General features: G+C 66.9%; 16 protein-coding genes. 8 read left to right on the forward strand and 8 right to left on the reverse strand.

Going from position 1 to position 16,292, the window contains the following annotated elements; all coding sequences use genetic code 11:
• Positions 1 to 89: 89 nt before the first annotated feature.
• The 4 genes from tsf to Q0326_RS08505 all read right to left on the reverse strand — a co-directional run bounded on the left by tsf (position 90) and on the right by Q0326_RS08505 (position 3,980).
• Positions 90 to 1,019, reverse strand: a complete 930-nt coding sequence (tsf, locus tag Q0326_RS08490) for a translation elongation factor Ts (protein WP_298689131.1) — start codon at positions 1,017 to 1,019, stop codon at positions 90 to 92.
• Between the two features lie 102 nt (positions 1,020 to 1,121).
• Complete coding sequence (rpsB, locus tag Q0326_RS08495; RefSeq protein ID WP_298689133.1) at positions 1,122 to 1,874, reverse strand: 30S ribosomal protein S2; 753 nt, start codon at positions 1,872 to 1,874, stop codon at positions 1,122 to 1,124.
• A 447-nt stretch (positions 1,875 to 2,321) separates the two neighbouring features.
• Positions 2,322 to 3,143, reverse strand: a complete 822-nt coding sequence (locus tag Q0326_RS08500) for a phosphatidylcholine/phosphatidylserine synthase (protein ID WP_298689135.1) — start codon at positions 3,141 to 3,143, stop codon at positions 2,322 to 2,324.
• 102 nt (positions 3,144 to 3,245) lie between these two features.
• Positions 3,246 to 3,980, reverse strand: coding sequence for a phosphatidylserine decarboxylase (locus tag Q0326_RS08505; protein WP_298689137.1), 735 nt, complete (start codon positions 3,978 to 3,980; stop codon positions 3,246 to 3,248).
• A 129-nt stretch (positions 3,981 to 4,109) separates the two neighbouring features.
• Between Q0326_RS08505 and Q0326_RS08510 the strand changes: the two genes are divergently transcribed.
• The 5 genes from Q0326_RS08510 to Q0326_RS08530 all read left to right on the forward strand — a co-directional run bounded on the left by Q0326_RS08510 (position 4,110) and on the right by Q0326_RS08530 (position 9,593).
• Positions 4,110 to 5,333, forward strand: coding sequence for an NADP-dependent isocitrate dehydrogenase (locus tag Q0326_RS08510; RefSeq protein ID WP_298689139.1), 1,224 nt, complete (start codon positions 4,110 to 4,112; stop codon positions 5,331 to 5,333).
• 143 nt (positions 5,334 to 5,476) lie between these two features.
• Entirely contained in the window at positions 5,477 to 5,911 is a 435-nt protein-coding gene (locus Q0326_RS08515; RefSeq protein WP_298689141.1) for a hypothetical protein, read from the forward strand.
• Positions 5,912 to 6,155: 244 nt separating this feature from the next.
• The gene (locus Q0326_RS08520; RefSeq protein WP_298689143.1) at positions 6,156 to 8,579 is read left to right on the forward strand and encodes a Plug domain-containing protein; all 2,424 of its coding nucleotides are present in this window, start codon (positions 6,156 to 6,158) and stop codon (positions 8,577 to 8,579) included.
• A 123-nt stretch (positions 8,580 to 8,702) separates the two neighbouring features.
• Positions 8,703 to 9,230 carry a Spy/CpxP family protein refolding chaperone gene (locus tag Q0326_RS08525; protein ID WP_298689145.1) on the forward strand — a complete coding sequence of 176 codons (528 nt, stop codon included), beginning with the start codon at positions 8,703 to 8,705 and terminating at the stop codon, positions 9,228 to 9,230.
• 66 nt (positions 9,231 to 9,296) lie between these two features.
• Entirely contained in the window at positions 9,297 to 9,593 is a 297-nt protein-coding gene (locus tag Q0326_RS08530) for a plasmid stabilization protein (RefSeq protein ID WP_298689147.1), read from the forward strand.
• A gap of 125 nt (positions 9,594 to 9,718) precedes the next feature.
• On the opposite strand, the gene Q0326_RS08535 is transcribed toward Q0326_RS08530, so the two are convergent.
• The 4 genes from Q0326_RS08535 to Q0326_RS08550 all read right to left on the reverse strand — a co-directional run bounded on the left by Q0326_RS08535 (position 9,719) and on the right by Q0326_RS08550 (position 12,908).
• Complete coding sequence (locus Q0326_RS08535; protein ID WP_298689149.1) at positions 9,719 to 10,198, reverse strand: pyridoxamine 5'-phosphate oxidase family protein; 480 nt, start codon at positions 10,196 to 10,198, stop codon at positions 9,719 to 9,721.
• 133 nt (positions 10,199 to 10,331) lie between these two features.
• Positions 10,332 to 11,117 carry an SDR family NAD(P)-dependent oxidoreductase gene (locus Q0326_RS08540; protein WP_298689151.1) on the reverse strand — a complete coding sequence of 262 codons (786 nt, stop codon included), beginning with the start codon at positions 11,115 to 11,117 and terminating at the stop codon, positions 10,332 to 10,334.
• A 10-nt stretch (positions 11,118 to 11,127) separates the two neighbouring features.
• Positions 11,128 to 12,318: a zinc-dependent alcohol dehydrogenase gene (locus Q0326_RS08545; RefSeq protein WP_298689153.1), complete on the reverse strand. Its 1,191-nt coding sequence runs from the start codon at positions 12,316 to 12,318 to the stop codon at positions 11,128 to 11,130.
• Positions 12,318 to 12,908: an SRPBCC family protein gene (locus Q0326_RS08550; protein WP_298689155.1), complete on the reverse strand. Its 591-nt coding sequence runs from the start codon at positions 12,906 to 12,908 to the stop codon at positions 12,318 to 12,320. The genes Q0326_RS08545 and Q0326_RS08550 overlap by 1 nt, the downstream gene beginning before the upstream one ends.
• Positions 12,909 to 13,172: 264 nt before the next feature.
• Between Q0326_RS08550 and Q0326_RS08555 the strand changes: the two genes are divergently transcribed.
• The 3 genes from Q0326_RS08555 to Q0326_RS08565 are packed head-to-tail and all read left to right on the forward strand — an operon-like array spanning position 13,173 to position 16,260.
• A complete protein-coding gene (locus tag Q0326_RS08555; RefSeq protein ID WP_298689157.1) occupies positions 13,173 to 14,294 on the forward strand; it encodes a glycosyltransferase in 1,122 nt (373 codons plus the stop codon).
• Positions 14,294 to 15,205 (forward strand): glycosyltransferase, encoded by a 912-nt coding sequence (locus Q0326_RS08560; protein WP_298689159.1) that lies wholly within the window; start codon positions 14,294 to 14,296, stop codon positions 15,203 to 15,205. The genes Q0326_RS08555 and Q0326_RS08560 overlap by 1 nt, the downstream gene beginning before the upstream one ends.
• A complete protein-coding gene (locus tag Q0326_RS08565) occupies positions 15,202 to 16,260 on the forward strand; it encodes a glycosyltransferase (protein ID WP_298689161.1) in 1,059 nt (352 codons plus the stop codon). The genes Q0326_RS08560 and Q0326_RS08565 overlap by 4 nt, the downstream gene beginning before the upstream one ends.
• Positions 16,261 to 16,292: the final 32 nt, after the last annotated feature.

The following is a 16,292-nucleotide window of genomic DNA, read 5'->3' on the forward strand; positions in this document are numbered from 1 at the left end:
GGGTGGGCACTCACCCCGAAAACAAAACGCCCGCCGTCACGCGCGTCCGTCTCCGGATCACGCGCGCCGGCGGGCGCTCAGGCTATGCGTTACGCCTTGACGCCAGCGGCTGCTGCCACCTCAGCGGCGAAGTCGCTGGTCTCGCGCTCAATGCCTTCGCCGAGCTGGAAGCGGACATAGTCCTTGAGCACGATCGCCGTGCCGGCATCCTTGGCGGCCTTGGCGACGACGTCCTGCACCGGCGTCTTATTGTCCATCACGAAGAGCTGCGACAGCAACGCCGCCTCCTTCTTGAACTTGGCCACCGCACCCTCGACCATCTTCTCGATGATGTTCTCGGGCTTGCCGCTCTCCGCCGCCTTTTCGCGCGCGATCGCACGCTCGCGCTCGATCGTGTCGGCGTCGAGATGGTCGGCGTGGAGCGCCTGCGGGAAGGAGGCCGCGATGTGCATCGCGATCTGCTTGCCGAGCGGCTCGAGCACGTCGATGCCGGCATCCGACTCGAGCGCCACGAGAACGCCGATCTTGCCCATGCCGGGCGCGATCTGGTTGTGGACATAGGGCACGACCGCGCCGTTCGAGACGGTCAGCACGCGAACGCGGCGCAGCGTCTGGTTCTCGCCGATCGTGGCGATGTTGGCGGTGAGCGCGTCGCCGACGGTGCCGCCGCTCGGATAGGCCGCAGCGCGCAGCGCCTCGACATCGTCGCCGGTCTCAAGCGCGATGCCCGACACGGTCTTCACGAACGCCTGGAACTGGTCGTTCTTGGCGACGAAATCGGTCTCGGAATTGACCTCGACCGCGGCGCCCTTGGTGCCGGCGACGGCGAGCCCGACCAGGCCTTCGGCCGCGGTGCGGCTCGACTTCTTGGCGGCGGCGGCGAGGCCCTTGGAGCGCAGCCAGTCGACCGCGGCTTCCATGTCGCCATTGGTTTCGCTGAGCGCCTTCTTGCAGTCCATCATGCCGGCGCCCGAGCGCTCTCGCAGATCCTTGACAGTGGCTGCGGTGATCTCCGCCATCTTATGTCCTTTCAGATGCAGGGAGGGAGGAGCAGCCATAAGCCACCCCTCCCCGTTTGTTCATGCCGGCCCGTCCGTAAACGCGCCGAATTGTTCAGAAGCTCAGGCGAGCGCGGCTTCGACCGGCGGCTCGTCTGATGCACCGAAATCGGCGCCCGACTGAACGCGTGCGCCCTGATTGCCCTTGGTCGCGGCCTCGGCGATGAGATCGCAGTAGAGGCGGATCGCGCGGCTGGCGTCGTCGTTCGCCGGGATCGGGAAGGCGATGCCGTCGGGCGAGACGTTCGAGTCGAGGATCGCCACGACCGGAATGCCGAGCGTGTTGGCTTCCTTGATCGCGAGCTCTTCCTTGTTGGCGTCGATCACGAACATCACGTCCGGGATGCCGCCCATGTCGCGAATGCCGCCGAGCGACAGCTCGAACTTGTCGCGCTCGCGGGTGAGCTGGAGCACTTCCTTCTTGGTGAGGCCCGCGGTGTCGCCCGAAAGCTGCTCCTCGAGCGCCTTGAAGCGCTTGATCGAGCCCGAGATCGTCTTCCAGTTGGTGAGCATGCCGCCCAGCCAGCGATGGTTGACATAATGCTGCCCCGACTGGCGGGCGGCCTCGGCGATCGGCTCCTGCGCCTGGCGCTTGGTGCCGACGAACAGGACCTTGCCGCCATGCGCGACGGTCTGCGCGACGAAGTCGAGCGCGCGCGTCATCAGCGGAACGGTCTGCGACAGGTCGATGATGTGGACGCCGTTGCGGTCGCCGAAGATGTAGGGCTTCATCTTCGGGTTCCAGCGGTGGGTCTGGTGGCCGAAGTGTGCGCCGACGTCGAGCAATTGATGCATGGAAACGGACGGTGCCGCCATGAGATAGTCTCCTTCCGGTTGAGCCTCTGCAGAGCAGTGACCGAATCCGTTGGAACGGAGTCGGCACCGGTATGTGCGCCCTGCATGCGGGATGCGCGGGCCCCTAGCTCGAAGAGGCCGTAAAGGCAAGCTTGGGATGCAGGCGCGACGTTTCGCGTAAGACTTTGGTCTAATTCCGGCTCAAAAAGGAACAGTTGACACAGAACATATGGGGAACGTATGGAACTGTTCAGACGGCAATCCGTTCCTGCCCGATGTGGAACGGGTAGAACCGTTTCGGGAGAGTTTTCATGTTGCATGTTCTCACGTCGATCGGCTTCGCATTCGTAGCGCTCGTCGCGCTGTCGTTCACCGCGCTGATGCTTTTGGCATCGCGCGACGCGATCATCGGTGCCTTGGGCTTCCGCCACGCCGACACGTCACGCGCGCCACGCCATCCGGTGCGCATCAGGACGGCAGGTCGCTGGCAGACGGCGTCGACGACGGCGGCGGTGCCGCAGCGCCGCGCCGCCTGACCTTCGCATAGGAACGCGCGCCGAACGGCACCGCGATCAGATAGGCCAGTGCGAACAGCGACAAGGTCGGCCATGGCGCGCTGACCAACGCGCCGCCGATCAGCGCGATCACCGCCAATGCCCCGAAGCGGACGTCGCGGCGCAGGCGGAGTGATCCCCAGCCGAAGGTCGCGACGCTCGACACCATCAGCACCGCGGTCATCGCGGTCCATGGTGCGACGAAATAGGCCGAGCGGAACAAGGGAATCTGCTGGCCGAACGCCAGCCAGAGATAGAGCGGCAACATCGCCAGCCCGGCACCCGCGGGCGCCGGGATCCCGGTGAAGAAGCCCGCGGCCTTGCGCGGCTGCTCGGTCGCATCGATCTGCGCGTTGAACCGCGCCAGGCGTAGCGCACAGCAAACCGCGTGGCTGAGCGCGATCGTCCAGCCGAATTGCGGCATATATTGCAGCGACCAGAGATACATCACGACCGCGGGCGAGACGCCGAAGGCGATCACGTCGGACAGCGAATCGAGCTCGGCGCCGAAACGGCTCTCGCCCTTGAGCAAGCGCGCGATCCGCCCATCCAGCCCGTCGAGCACGCCGGCGAGGATGATCGTGCCCACGGCCAACTCCCATTGCTCGGCGATCGCGAAGCGTACCGCGGAGAGGCCGAAGCACAGGGCGAGCGCGGTGACTGCATTGGGGGCAACGGCACGGAGCGGGATCCCGCGGCGTGGCCGATCACGGAAGCGCGGGTTCAGGCGCGGCATGACGCTACCGTTCCCCGGCGCAAGCCGGGACCCAGAGCTTCAAACGCGGCGCCCGCAATTCTGGACCCCGGCTTCCGCCGGGGAACGAAAAAGGGGCGGCCGTCATTGCGCCACGCCGTCGATCCGCTCGTCGCGGCCGGCGACCGCAAGCACCGTCTCGCCCGCGATCGTGCGCTGACCGAGCAGCACCTGAGAACTGGTGCCGGCGGGCAGATAGACGTCGACCCGGCTGCCGAAGCGGATCAGCCCAACGCGCTGGCCCGCAGCGATGATGTCGCCCGGCTTGACGAAGGGCACGATCCGCCTGGCGACCAACCCGGCGATTTGCGTGAAGCCGATCTTCATGCCCTGAGCATCTTCGACGAGGATATGCTGACGCTCATTCTCCTCGCTCGCCTTGTCGAGATCGGCGTTGAGAAACTTGCCCGAGATATAGACGACGCGGCTGATCGTGCCGCCGATCGGCGAGCGGTTGATATGGACGTCGAACACCGACATGAAGATCGACACGCGCGTCACCGGCTCGGGCGACAGCGCACCCTCCCCCACCAGCTCGCGCGGCGGCGGCACCTGGACGATCAGCGTCACTAGCCCGTCGGCGGGCGCCACGATCATGCCCGGCGCGCGCGGCGTCGTCCGGATCGGATCGCGGAAGAACAGCAGCACCCACGCTGTGATCGCCACGCCCGCCCAACCGAAGGGCTGCGGCAGGAAGATGAAAAAGAGCAGCGTGATCCCGGCCGCGATCGCGGCGAACTTATAGCCTTCGGGATGGACGGCGGGGAAGCGCCACTTGATCGTGGTGGTGCCAATGTCGGGCTTTTCGAGCGATGTCATCGCATCGTCCTAAGCGGTCGGATCCGCGCTGTCACGGTTGATCCGCGCGACGGCCCGGCCTAAGCGGCTCGACATTCGTATCGAACCCTTTGCCGGCGCCCGGTGCCGGCCCCTTCAGCGGAGCGCTCCATGGCAGCCAAGATCAAGGTGAAGACCCCGGTCGTCGAACTCGACGGCGACGAAATGACCCGGATCATCTGGCAGTGGATCCGCGAGAAGCTGATCCTCCCCTATCTCGACATCGACCTTAAATATTACGATCTTTCGGTCGAGAAGCGCGACGAGACCGACGACCAGATCACGATCGACAGCGCCAAGGCGATCCAGCAATATGGCGTCGGCGTGAAGTGCGCGACGATCACCCCCGACGAGGCGCGCGTCGAGGAGTTCGCCCTCAAGAAGATGTGGAAGTCGCCCAACGGCACGATCCGCAACATCCTCGGCGGCACGATCTTCCGCGAACCGATCGTGATGCGCAACGTGCCGCGGCTGGTGCCGGGCTGGACCGACCCGATCGTCGTCGGCCGCCACGCCTTCGGCGACCAATATCGCGCGACCGACTTCAAGGTGCCCGGCCCCGGCAAGCTCAAGATGACCTTCACCGGCGAAGACGGCAACGTCCTCGAATATGACGTGTTCGACTTCCCGTCGGCCGGCGTCGCAATGGGCATGTACAATCTCGACGATTCGATCCGCGACTTCGCGCGCTCGAGCATGATCTACGCGCTCGACCGCAAGTGGCCGCTGTACCTCTCGACCAAGAACACGATCCTCAAGGCCTATGACGGCCGCTTCAAGGATCTCTTCCAGGAGGTGTTCGACGCCGAGTTCGCCGACCAGTTCAGGGCCGCGGGCATCGTCTACGAGCATCGCCTGATCGACGACATGGTCGCCTCGGCGCTCAAGTGGAGCGGCAAGTTCGTCTGGGCCTGCAAGAATTACGACGGCGACGTCCAGTCGGACACGGTCGCCCAAGGGTTCGGCTCGCTCGGGCTGATGACCTCGGTGCTGCTCACCCCCGACGGCAAGACCGTCGAGGCCGAAGCCGCACACGGCACCGTCACGCGCCACTACCGGATGCACCAGCAGGGCAAGGCGACGTCGACCAATCCGATCGCCTCGATATTCGCCTGGACGCAGGGCCTCATGTTCCGCGGCAAGTTCGACGAGACGCCCGACGTGGTGCGCTTCGCCGAGACGCTCGAGAAGGTCTGCGTCGACACCGTCGAGGGCGGGCAGATGACCAAGGATCTCGCGATTCTCGTCGGCCCCGACCAGAGCTGGATGACGACCGAGAAATTCTTCGACGCGATCGTCGCCAACCTCGAGACGGCGATGGCCAGCTGGGGCTGATCCTCGCCGGTACGATACGTGCGAAGGGGCGCGGGTGGGCGATCGGCCTGCCCGCGCCCCTTGTTTTCGCGGCGAATTAAGCGGCGGTTCAGCCCCACCCCGGCACCGTCTCCCGACATCCAGAGGGGGGCTCTGATATCGTCATGCGCCGCGACCGTGCCGCCATTCCGCCGATGGGCCAGGGGCTCGCCGTGATCGTCCTGCTCGCCGCCATCGCGCTGGCGATGCTGGTCGCGGTCGGCGGCTATATGGCTGCGCTGCACGTCCAGGCGCACCGGGTCGCGGTCCAGCATATCGACGACCGCGTCGCGCTCGCGCGTCGCCAGATCCGCAAGCTCGAATATGAGCTCGAATATCGCAGCCGCTTCACGCAGCTCGATCATTGGCGCGAGCCGCTCGGGCTGGGGCCGGTCGGCATCGCCCAGCGCGCTGCCGACCCGCGCGACCTTGCCGCAGTTGTCGCACAGCAGCGGGCGACCGTGGCGGCACACCGCGTCGACGCCGCGCCGCTGCGCGCCAGCTACACGCCGGACGCGCGCAAGGACATGGACAGCCTGGTCGCGACGATCGCCAAATAGCTGTCGCGGCACAGTCGACGCCCCCGGCGCGCGGAGCGCATAGGCGCGCACCGGACGCGCGGTCGACCAGCCTAGGCCTGCCCCCGATGCCCCATTTTATTACGGCGCCGATGTCACATGACCAAATCTTAGGATTGGGGACAGGTCTCCGCCATTGGCCCGCTCGCATGCGCACCGCTCCCACCGCCGGGCTGTCGACGCGTCACGCGAAGAGGCATGCGGTAGCGGGGTGGAGTTGCTTATTATGAACGATGGGCGTCGCTATAGCGCACGTGCGCTGGCCCGCATTTCAACGCGCGGCCGCACCGCCGCCGCCCTTGTGGCGCTGTGTGGTGTCTATGTCGGGCCGGCGCATGCGCAGGCCGCGGCGCCCGCGTTATCGGCCAAGACCAGTGAAGCCGCCGAAGCCGCCGCCGACGCCGCCGAGGACGCCAAGGACGCCATCGTGGTGACCGGCCAGCCGAAGCGCGGCGCCGTCGCGACCGAGGTGCCCCCCGAGACGACGCTGAATGCGACCGCGATCCACGCGCTGGGCGCCGCCGATCTCGACGAGGTGTTCACCGATCTCGCCCCTGAAATCGGCACCGGCGCAGGCGGTGCCAGCGGCAACGGGACGATCCGCTCCGGCCAAGCCCCGATCGTGCTGGTCAACGGCCAGCGGATCTCGGGCTTCTCGTCGATCAAGGACCTGCCCCCCGAGGCGGTGCGCAGGATCGAGATCTTCCCCGAGAAGGTCGCGCTGCAATATGGCTATGATGCCGGCCAGCGCGTCGTCAATGTCGTCCTGCGCAGCAACTACAAGGCGCTGACGCTGCTCGGCCGCTACACGCTGGCGCCCGACAATTTCCGCGGCGTCTATCGCGCCAAGGTCGACCTGCTGCGGATCAACGAGAATTCGAACTGGAATATCGATCTCGACTATCGCCACCAGGATCCGATCTCCGACGACACCACGCTCGTCGCGCCGACCGCGAGCACGGGCGTGCCGCAGCACACGCTGGCGACGCAGGACGATCATCTGACGATCACCGGGTCGACGACCCGCAAGATCGGCGCGGTCTCCGCCGCCCTGACCGGCAGTCTCGATCTCGACGCGCTGCAGAGCCGCCCCGGCCTGTCCGACGAGGATGGCGATCTGCTCGCCGCGGAGGGGCTCTCCGATCTCGTGGCGGGCCCGCTCAACCGCGTCGACCAGACCGTGGAGGCGCAGACCAACCTGACGCTCAACGGCCGCCTCGATGCTTGGCGCTGGTCGTTCATCGGCAAGCTCGACGACACCACCCGCGTCACCCGGACGGGCCCCGCCATCGGCAGCAACGGGATGGACATCGTCCTGCTGCCGTCGCCCGGCCTGCTTGGCGACCGCTGTGGGTCCGTCGGCGACACCGGCTGCGTCTCGACCGACATGCGCACCGCCGGCGGCGATTTCTATCTCAACGGCAATCTGCTGTCGGTGCCGGCCGGTCCGGTGACCACCGCGCTGCGTACCGGCTTCGCCTTCTCGGGCATCCGCAGCGACTCGCCGAGCGCGCTGGCGGCGACCGACCTGACGCGCAACGAAGGCAATGTGCAGGGCAATGTCGATGTACCGCTGAGTTCGGATCGCTCGCCGCTCGGCAAGCTGTCGATCGGTGGCAATGGCGAACTCCGCCAGCTCTCCGATTTCGGCACGCTGACGACCTATGGGGCGACGCTCGACTGGGTGCCGACCAAGCGGGTCGATCTTCTCGCCTCCTTCACGCACTCTCAGCAGGCGCCGACCCTGCTCCAGCTCGGCGAAGCGTCGCTCGACACGCCCGATCTGCGCGAGTTCGACTTCGTTACCAACAGTACGACGATCGTGCAGCGGATCGCGGGCGGCACCGCCGATCTCGATCACCAGACCTCGCAGACCGGGCGCGTCCGCCTCCAGGTCAGCCCGCTGCGCACCGCGGATCTGCAGCTGTCGGCCGAATATACGATCGACAAGACCCGCAACCCGATCGTCGATCTCAGCGCCGCGACCGCCGCCACCATGGCCGCCTTCCCGGACCGCTTCGAGCGCGACAATGGCTATCTGACCGTGCTCGACACGAGCCCGGTCAACCTCGCGCGGCGTGATCGCCAGCAGATGCGCTTCGGACTCAATTATTCGACGGCGTTCGGCTCGACGAGTCCGGCGGTGGGCTCGGTCGCCGCGCCGGCGCGCGACCAATTCCAGATCGCGCTGTACGATACCTGGCGGCTGCGCGACGAGGTCGTGCTCCGCGACGGAATGCCGGCGCTCAACCTGCTCGGCCACGACGTCATCAGCGATACCGGCGGCACACCGACCCATCAGGTCGAACTCCAGACCACCGTCTCCACCGCTGCGTGGAGCGCCGACATCAATGCCGTGTGGCAGACGCCGACGACGGCCTATGCGGGCACGCTCTCGCAGGACAAGCTGACCTTCTCGCAGGGGATAACGCTCAACTTGCGGCTGCAGATCAACCTCGCCGACCAACGCTGGCTGACTCACATTTTCCCCGCGCTGCGCGGCAGCCTCAACCTGTCGGCGGACAATCTGCTCGGCGCCCACACGCGCGTCCATGACTCCGCGGGGGTCGTGCCGGCGGCGTATAGCGAGGACTATATCAATCCGACCGGGCGGACCTTCCGCATCACGCTGCGCAAGCGCTTCCGCTGAACGACCGGTCAGCCAAGCCTTTGTGACCGGAACGAATGTTTCGGCGTCGCCGGTACGATGACATTTGCTGGCTACATGTCTCGGCTAGTAGCGAGGCTCCAAACGACTTCAGGAATATGGCCCATGCGTCTTGTCCTTCTCGTCTCGTCCGTCGCGCTGCTGAGCGCGCAGCCGCTGTTCGCCGCCGACCGGGCGTCGCCGCCGCAGGACGGTTGGCAGCGTCCGACGCCGGCGCAGATGGCGGCCCACCGTGCCGAGCGGGAAGCCAAGCAATCGGCTGACATCGCGCTGCTGCTTGGTCTGCGCGCCGACCAGAAGCCCGCGCTCGACAGCTTCCTCGCGACGATGCATCCGCACGGCATGCGCCACGGCCCCGACGGCGGCGCCAAGGGTGGCCACGGTCCCGACGGCACCCCGCCGCCGCCCGAGAACACGATGGCGATGCTCGACCATATGGACCAGCGCATCGACCAGCGCGATGCCGACGCCAAGCAGCGCATCGCGGCGACCAAGCGCTTCTACACCGCACTGACCCCCGACCAGCAGCAGCGCTTCGACGCGATGGCTCATTTGATGCACGGTCATTTTGGGCATGAGGGCGGCCACGGCGGCCCGGGCGGTGGTCGTCACGGCATGCACGCGAACGGCTGATCCCGTCGCGCTCGCAACGGCTTCTTCGGTCGGGCGTTTTGCCACGATCCGATCAGGAGAGAGGCGATGCCGCGCGGCGACAAGGACAGCTACACCGACAAGCAGAAGCGCAAGGCCGCGCATATCGAGCAGGGCTATGAAGCGCGCGGCACGCCCAAGCCGGAGGCCGAGAGCCGCGCCTGGGCGACGGTCAACAAGGAGTCGGGCGGCGGCAACAAGTCTGGCTCGGGGCGTGGCCATCCTGACACGCACAGCGCTTCGTCGCGCGGCGGCAAGGCGCACCGATCCGGGTCGGCGGAGCAGCGTTCCGCCGCCGCGCGCAAAGGCTGGGACACACGGCGGCGGAACAGCGCCAGCGGATAGGGACGAGCCTGTCCGCGTGTGCGTTCGCCGGTATCGTGTCGAAGCGCCGGCCTCCTTCGCGGGCTCGGCGAAATAACGGCGCTTCGATAGGCCCCGGGCGACTGGACTATGCCTTCGAGATGCGCTCAGCCCGCCGTCGTCTCGACCTTGGCGTGGCTGCCGGATTCGCTCTGGCGGATCGTTCCGCCGAACAGCATCTTGAGCTTGCCCGAGAGCGACACGTCCGCCTCCCATAGTTCGGCGCTGTCGATGTCGAAGCGCAGCAGGGCAAGGTTGGGATCGTCCTTGCCGCCTGGAAACCAGGCATCGGCCGCGTTCGACCAGAGCTTGTCGATCATCGCGCGATCGTTGTCGACCCGCGCCTCGCCCGACAAGCAGGCGAAATAGTCGTGCCCCTTCGAGACGAACTGCGCCATCGCGGACCCGCCCTTGGCCAGCCGATTGTCCCGGCCGATGAAGAACCACAGCGTATCGACCTGATCCTTGTCGAGCTGCGCGGTCAGCGGCTCGCTATGCTCGCCGCCCTCGGTGAGGCCGACCATCACGAACGGGCTCTTCGACATCCGCGTCCAGAGGTCATGCTTCAATTGCGTTGCGTCCGCCATGCTGTCTCTCCTCTGTCCGCTTAACGCCGACCGCGCGATAAGTCTCCGCGGTGGCGTCGCCGTGCGGCGCCGGCGCTTCTCCGTCTACAGCACGCGGCGACGGCGCCAGGGTCTCCCCGCGCGCCGTCGGTGGTCACTCGCCCGAGCCGGGCTCGGCCATGCCCTTGTGCAAGGCCGCCGTCACGCCGTGCGGGAGGACATGCGCGGCGGCGGCCTGCAGCTTGTTCTTCCAGCCCGAGACGACGTCGCCGCCACCCTTCATCATCTGCGTCCAGCCGTCCCTGGCGACCTTGGCGGGGTCATCCTTCTTGGCGGTGCCGACACTCGTGTCGCCCATTCCCGCCCGATCGAAAAATTCGGTCTCGGTTGCACCCGGCATCAGATTGGTGATCGTGATCGCGTCATGACCCTCATTTTCGAGCTCGGCACGCAGCGCGTCGGCGAAGCTGTCGATGAACGCCTTGGTACCGTTATAGACCGCCTGGTAGGTGCCGGGGATGAATCCGGCGACCGAGCCGGTGAGCATGACCTTGCCCTCGCCCGTCGCGACCATCTGCTTGACCACGGTCTGGACGAGGTAGAGCGTGCCGACGATGTTGGTGTCGATGACGTGCCGCCAATCGGCCGGGTTCTGTTCGAGAAAGCCGCGGCCGAGCCCGCGCCCGGCGTTGGCGCACAAGATGTCGACCCGCCGGCCGTTGGTCGCGGCGATCAGCGCGTCGACGCCGTCGATCGTCGACAGGTCCGCCTCGATCGAGCGCACCTCGGTGCCATGCTGCTGGAGGTCGGCGCCGGCCGCGTTAATCAGTGGCTCGTCGGCGACGATCAGCAGGTCATAGCCGTCCTGCGCGGCGAGATGGGCGAGTTCGAAGCCGATGCCGGTCGAGGCGCCGGTGATGATCGCGAATTTGTCTGCCATGGTCTCTGTCCTATTCCGCTGCCAGCGCCAGGCCGGGCTTGAGCACGACCTTGGTCACTTCATTCTGGTTGTCGTGGAACATCTTATAGCCTTCCGGCGCCTGTTCGAGCGGCAGCCGGTGGGAGATTAAGAAGGTCGTATCGATCTTCTCTTCGAGGATCGCGTTGAGCAGGCCCGGCATATAATGCTGGGTGTGGGTCTGCCCGGTCTTGAGCGTCAGCCCCTTCTCCATGAACGCGCCGAGCGGGAATTTGTCGACGAACCCGCCATAGACCGCCGGCATCGAGACGCGGCCGCCCTTGCGACAGGCCAGGATCGCCTGGCGGACCGAATGGATGCGATCGGTGCCGAGGAAGGTCGACGCCTTGATCTGGTCGATGACGTTGTCGACGAAGAAGCCGTGCGCCTCGAGCCCGACGCTGTCGATACAGGCATCCGGTCCGATCCCACCGGTCATCTCCATCAGCGCCTCATAGGTCGCGCTCTGCTCGAAGTTGATCGTCTCGGCGCCGAATGCCTTGGCCAGTTCGAGCCGGTGCGGGAAATGGTCGATCGCGATCACGCGCTGTGCACCCATCAGGAAGGCCGACTGCACGGCGAACAGCCCGACCGGACCGCAACCCCATACCGCCACCGTATCGCCCGGCTCGATCTGCGCGTTCTCGGCGGCCATCCAGCCGGTCGGCAGAATGTCGGACAGGAACAATACCTTGTCGTCTTCGATCCCGTCAGGAATCACGATCGGGCCGACGTCGCTGAACGGCACGCGAACATATTCCGCCTGCCCGCCGGCATAACCGCCGGTCATGTGGCTGTAGCCGAACAGACCCGACATCGGCTGGCCGTATAATTCCTGTGCGATATCCTGATTGTCGGCGGGCAAGCCGTTGTCGCAGGCCGAATATTGATGCTTGCCGCAATGATAGCAGCTGCCGCACGCGATCGTGAAGGGCACCACGACACGCTGGCCCTTTTTGAGCGTCGACTTGGGGCCGATCTCGACCACTTCGCCCATGAACTCGTGGCCGAGGATGTCGCCCGCCTTCATCGTCGGGATGTAGCCGTCGTAGAGATGCAGGTCGGAACCGCAGATCGCGGTCGATGTCACCTTGATGATGCAGTCGCGCGGGTTGAGGATCTCGGGATCGTCGACCGTGTCGACGCGGACGTCGTGCTTGCCGTGCCAGGTCAGCGCGCGCATCAGGCCTTCTCCTCTTGCAGCTGCGCTTTGGTGCGCGACGATGTGGCGATCTCGCCGGTTTCCATGAGTTGCTTGAAGCGGCGCAGGTCACGCCGCGCCTGGATCGCGGGCTCGCGCTGGAAGAGCTTGGCGACGATCTTCCCGATCGTACCGGCCGGCGGATCATAGGCGATCGTGGCGACCACGACGGTCCCCCGCGCGCCGGCGTCGCGGAATTCGATGCGACCCGAATCGGCCACGTCGGCGCCCTCCTCCGTCGTCCACGCGATGACTTCGCCCTCGCGCTCCTCGGTAATCCGCGCATCCCATTCAACGGTGCGCCCGCCGGGCGCCTTGACCACCCAGTGCGAACGCGCGGCATCGAGCACGTCGATCCGCTCGACATTTTCCATGAACGTCGGCAGCCGCGCGAAATCACGGAAATAGGCGTAGAGTTCGGCCGGGGGCCGGTTGATCGTGACGGCCCGACCGACGACATGATCGCCCTTGGCATCGATCAGGCTTTCGGTCGCCGCCTGTTGCCCGGCGCGATCTTTCGCGGTCGACAGGGGCGCATCGTCGCGCGCCTCTACAATCTCGGCTTCGCTCATCAAGGGCCTCCTGTTTTCAGCCACTTGAACGAAGGATCATAGGCGCCGTTCCGAACACGCGAGCGCGATGGCATCCTTTTGCCAAAATAACCGGCCGCGTCCCAGTCACGCTGCAATCGACGGCGCAACAGTCGTCACACACGACCGGAAAAGCTAATTTACGTTTATGAAAATCAAGTCCAAGGCCGTGGATATATTCGCTTTTTTGGGCGTTAACCCGCATCAACTACGCGCGGCCGCGCGCGTCTTTCAAAGGGTCCGCCATTGCGCATCGCGATCATCGCGCATCTGAAACACGCCATTCGCGAACCGTTTGCGGGCGGACTGGAGACTCACACCCACACCCTGGCTGCCGGCCTGCGCGATCGGGGCCATCAGGTCACGCTGTTCGCCTCGGCGCATTCCGATCCAGCATTGGGTATCGAGGCGATCTGCGATGAAACGTCGCTGCTCGAAACCGGCGTCGCCGAGGCCAATGACGTTGCCTTCTTCCGTGAGCATCATGCCTATCTTCGGCTGATGAACGAACTCCGCTATCGCGATTTCGACGTGATCCACAATAATTCGCTGCACTATCTTCCGGTCAGCATGGCCGATGCGATCGACACGCCGATGCTGACCACGCTGCACACCCCGCCCTTCTGCTGGCTCGAGAGCGGCGTGCGGCTCTGCCGACCGGACACAATGCGCTTCGTCGCGGTGTCGGCGGCGACGGCGCGCCTGTGGTCGCACGTCGCCAAGGTGGCCGACGTCATCCCCAATGGGATTGATCTGGTCCATTTTCCCTATCAGGCCGTGCCGCATCCGGATCGCTATCTTGTCTGGTACGGACGGATCGTCCCGGAAAAGGGCCTTCATGCTGCGATCGACGCCGCACGCCTTGCCGGGCTGCCGCTTCGGATCGCCGGCCCGATGTCGGACGCGGACTATTACGCGCGCGAGATCGCGCCACGGCTCGGCGCCGATGCGGTCCATGTCGGGCATCTCGATCATAGCGCGCTGGCGCGACTGGTCGGCGGCGCGATCGCTGCCTTGTGCACGCCGTGTTGGGAGGAACCCTACGGTCTCGTCGTCGCCGAGGCGCTCGCCTGCGGCACGCCCGTCGCGGCCTATGCGCGCGGTGGCATTCCCGAGATTTTGACCGACAGCTGCGGCGTGTTGGCGCGGCCCGACGATGTCGCGGCGCTCGCGCATGCGGCGATCCAGGCGATCGCGCTCCCGCGCGCCGCCGCGCGCCGCCGCGCCGAGCAGATCTGCGATGCCGATCGGATGGTCGACGCCTATGCCGCGCTCTATCGCATGATGGCGGAGACGGTGCGGATCTCGGATCGCCCGATCCGCCACCGTGCCGCGGTCGATCAGGTCGAACTGCGCGGCGCCGCCTGATGCGGCGCTACTGCGTCTGCGTGCCTGCCAGAGACGAAGAGACGCACGTGCCGACGCTGCTCGAGGCGCTCGTGCAGCAGACGTTGCCGGGCGCCGTGATCGTGTCGCTGTGCGTCAACAACAGCCGCGATCGGACCGCCGCGGTCGCGCGTGACGTCGCGGCACGGCATCGCGGCCGCCTCGATCTGCGGATCGACGAGCGCACCTTCGCCGACGATCTCGCGCATGCCGGATCGGCGCGGCGCGCCGCGATGGAAAGCGGCGCCGACGCCCTGGCCGATCCCGAAGCGGTGCTGATCTCGACCGACGCCGACTGCCGCCCGCCCGTCGACTGGATCGACGCCATTCTGGCGGCGATCGACGACGACAGCATCGTCGGCGGGCGCATCCGCCTCGACGACGCCGAAGCGGTGCCGGCCGACATTCTCGCGCTGCGGGCGCGATTTGATCGCTATTGGGAAATTGTGCGCGCGATCGAGGACGAGGTCGATCCGTCGCCCTGGGATCTCCCGCCGCGCCACGGCGATCATACCGGTGCAAGCCTGGCCCTCACCGTCGGCCTCTATCGCCGCGCCGGCGGCGTACCGCCGATCGCGACGGGCGAGGATCGGGCGCTGGTCGCGGCGGCGCAGGCGGTCGGTGGCCGGCTGATCCATCCCGCCTCGGTATGGACGCGGACATCGGCGCGTGCGGACGGCCGCGCGGCAGGCGGCATGGCCGACGACATGGCGCGGCTGCACGCCGGCGTAGCAGCGCGGGCCGAACCGCTGGTCCCCGATTTCGCGCATTGGCGCCGTCGTGCGCACTGGCGCCGCGACATGCGATCGAGCTCGGCAAGCGCGCTCGGCCTCGCCGAGGCGGCGCTTCCACCGATGCCGCACGACATGCCGCTCCCGGGTCTCGACGCATGACGGCGCGGCCGATCGGCTATTATGTCCACCATCATGGTGACGGGCATCGCCAGCGCGCGCTGGCGATCGCGGCGAGAGCGCAGGGACGGATCACCGTGCTGGGCACCGGACTGGCCGGCCGGACCGGCGCTATACCCTGCATCGACCTGCCCGACGATCGCCTCGAGCCGCGTGAATTCGACGGCCGGGACGCCAGCGCGCGCCGCCCCGACGCGCTGCATTATGCGCCGGTCGATCATGACGGTATCCGCCGCCGCATCGCCCTGATCACCGACTGGATCGCCGCCGCGCGTCCCGCGCTGATGGTCGTCGACGTCTCGGCGGAGGTGGCGATGCTCGCCCGGCTTGCCTCCGTGCCGACCGTCTATGTCCGCCTGTCGGGTCGTCGCGACGACGCGCCGCACCGCGAGGCGTTTCGGGGCGCCACCGCGCTGCTGTCGCCCTTTCATGCGTTGCTCGACGATGATGCCACGCCTGCCGAACTGCGGACGCGAACGATCTATGCACCCGGGCTCGGCGAGCGACCGGATCCGGCGGTGCCCGAGCCCCATCGCATCCTCGGCGTCGTCGGTCGCGGCGGTGCCCCGATCGACGTGCGGCGGTGGGCGGCGGCGGCCGCGGCGACTCCGGACTGGAGTTGGACCGTCATCGGCGACGGCCCGATGTCGGCAGACGGACCACCCAATCTCCGCTTTGCCGGCTGGGTCGGCGATGCAACCGCGCAGATCGCGCGCGCCGGCGTCGTGGTGGGCGCCGCGGGCGACGGGCTGGTCGGCACGGTGCTTGCCGCGCGCCGTCCGTTCATCTGTGTGCCCGAGGACCGTCCGTTCGACGAGCAACGCTCAAAGGCGGCACGGCTTGCAGCGCTGGGCGCGGCCGTGGTCTGCCCGACCTGGCCCGTGGCGGAGCAATGGCCGACCCTGCTCGATCAGGCGCGCGCGATCGATCCGGCGCTGCTCGCCTCGTTCGACGACCCGATCGGCGCGGCACGCGCGGCCGCGCGACTCTGTGCGGTGGCGGATGCGGCGGGCACGCAACCAGTGGCATCCGCATGATCGCGTCCGACGCCGCATCAATTGACGCTGGA

Origin of the sequence: uncultured Sphingomonas sp. (assembly GCF_937859915.1) — a bacterium.
Taxonomy (GTDB): Bacteria; Pseudomonadota; Alphaproteobacteria; order Sphingomonadales; family Sphingomonadaceae; genus Solisphingomonas.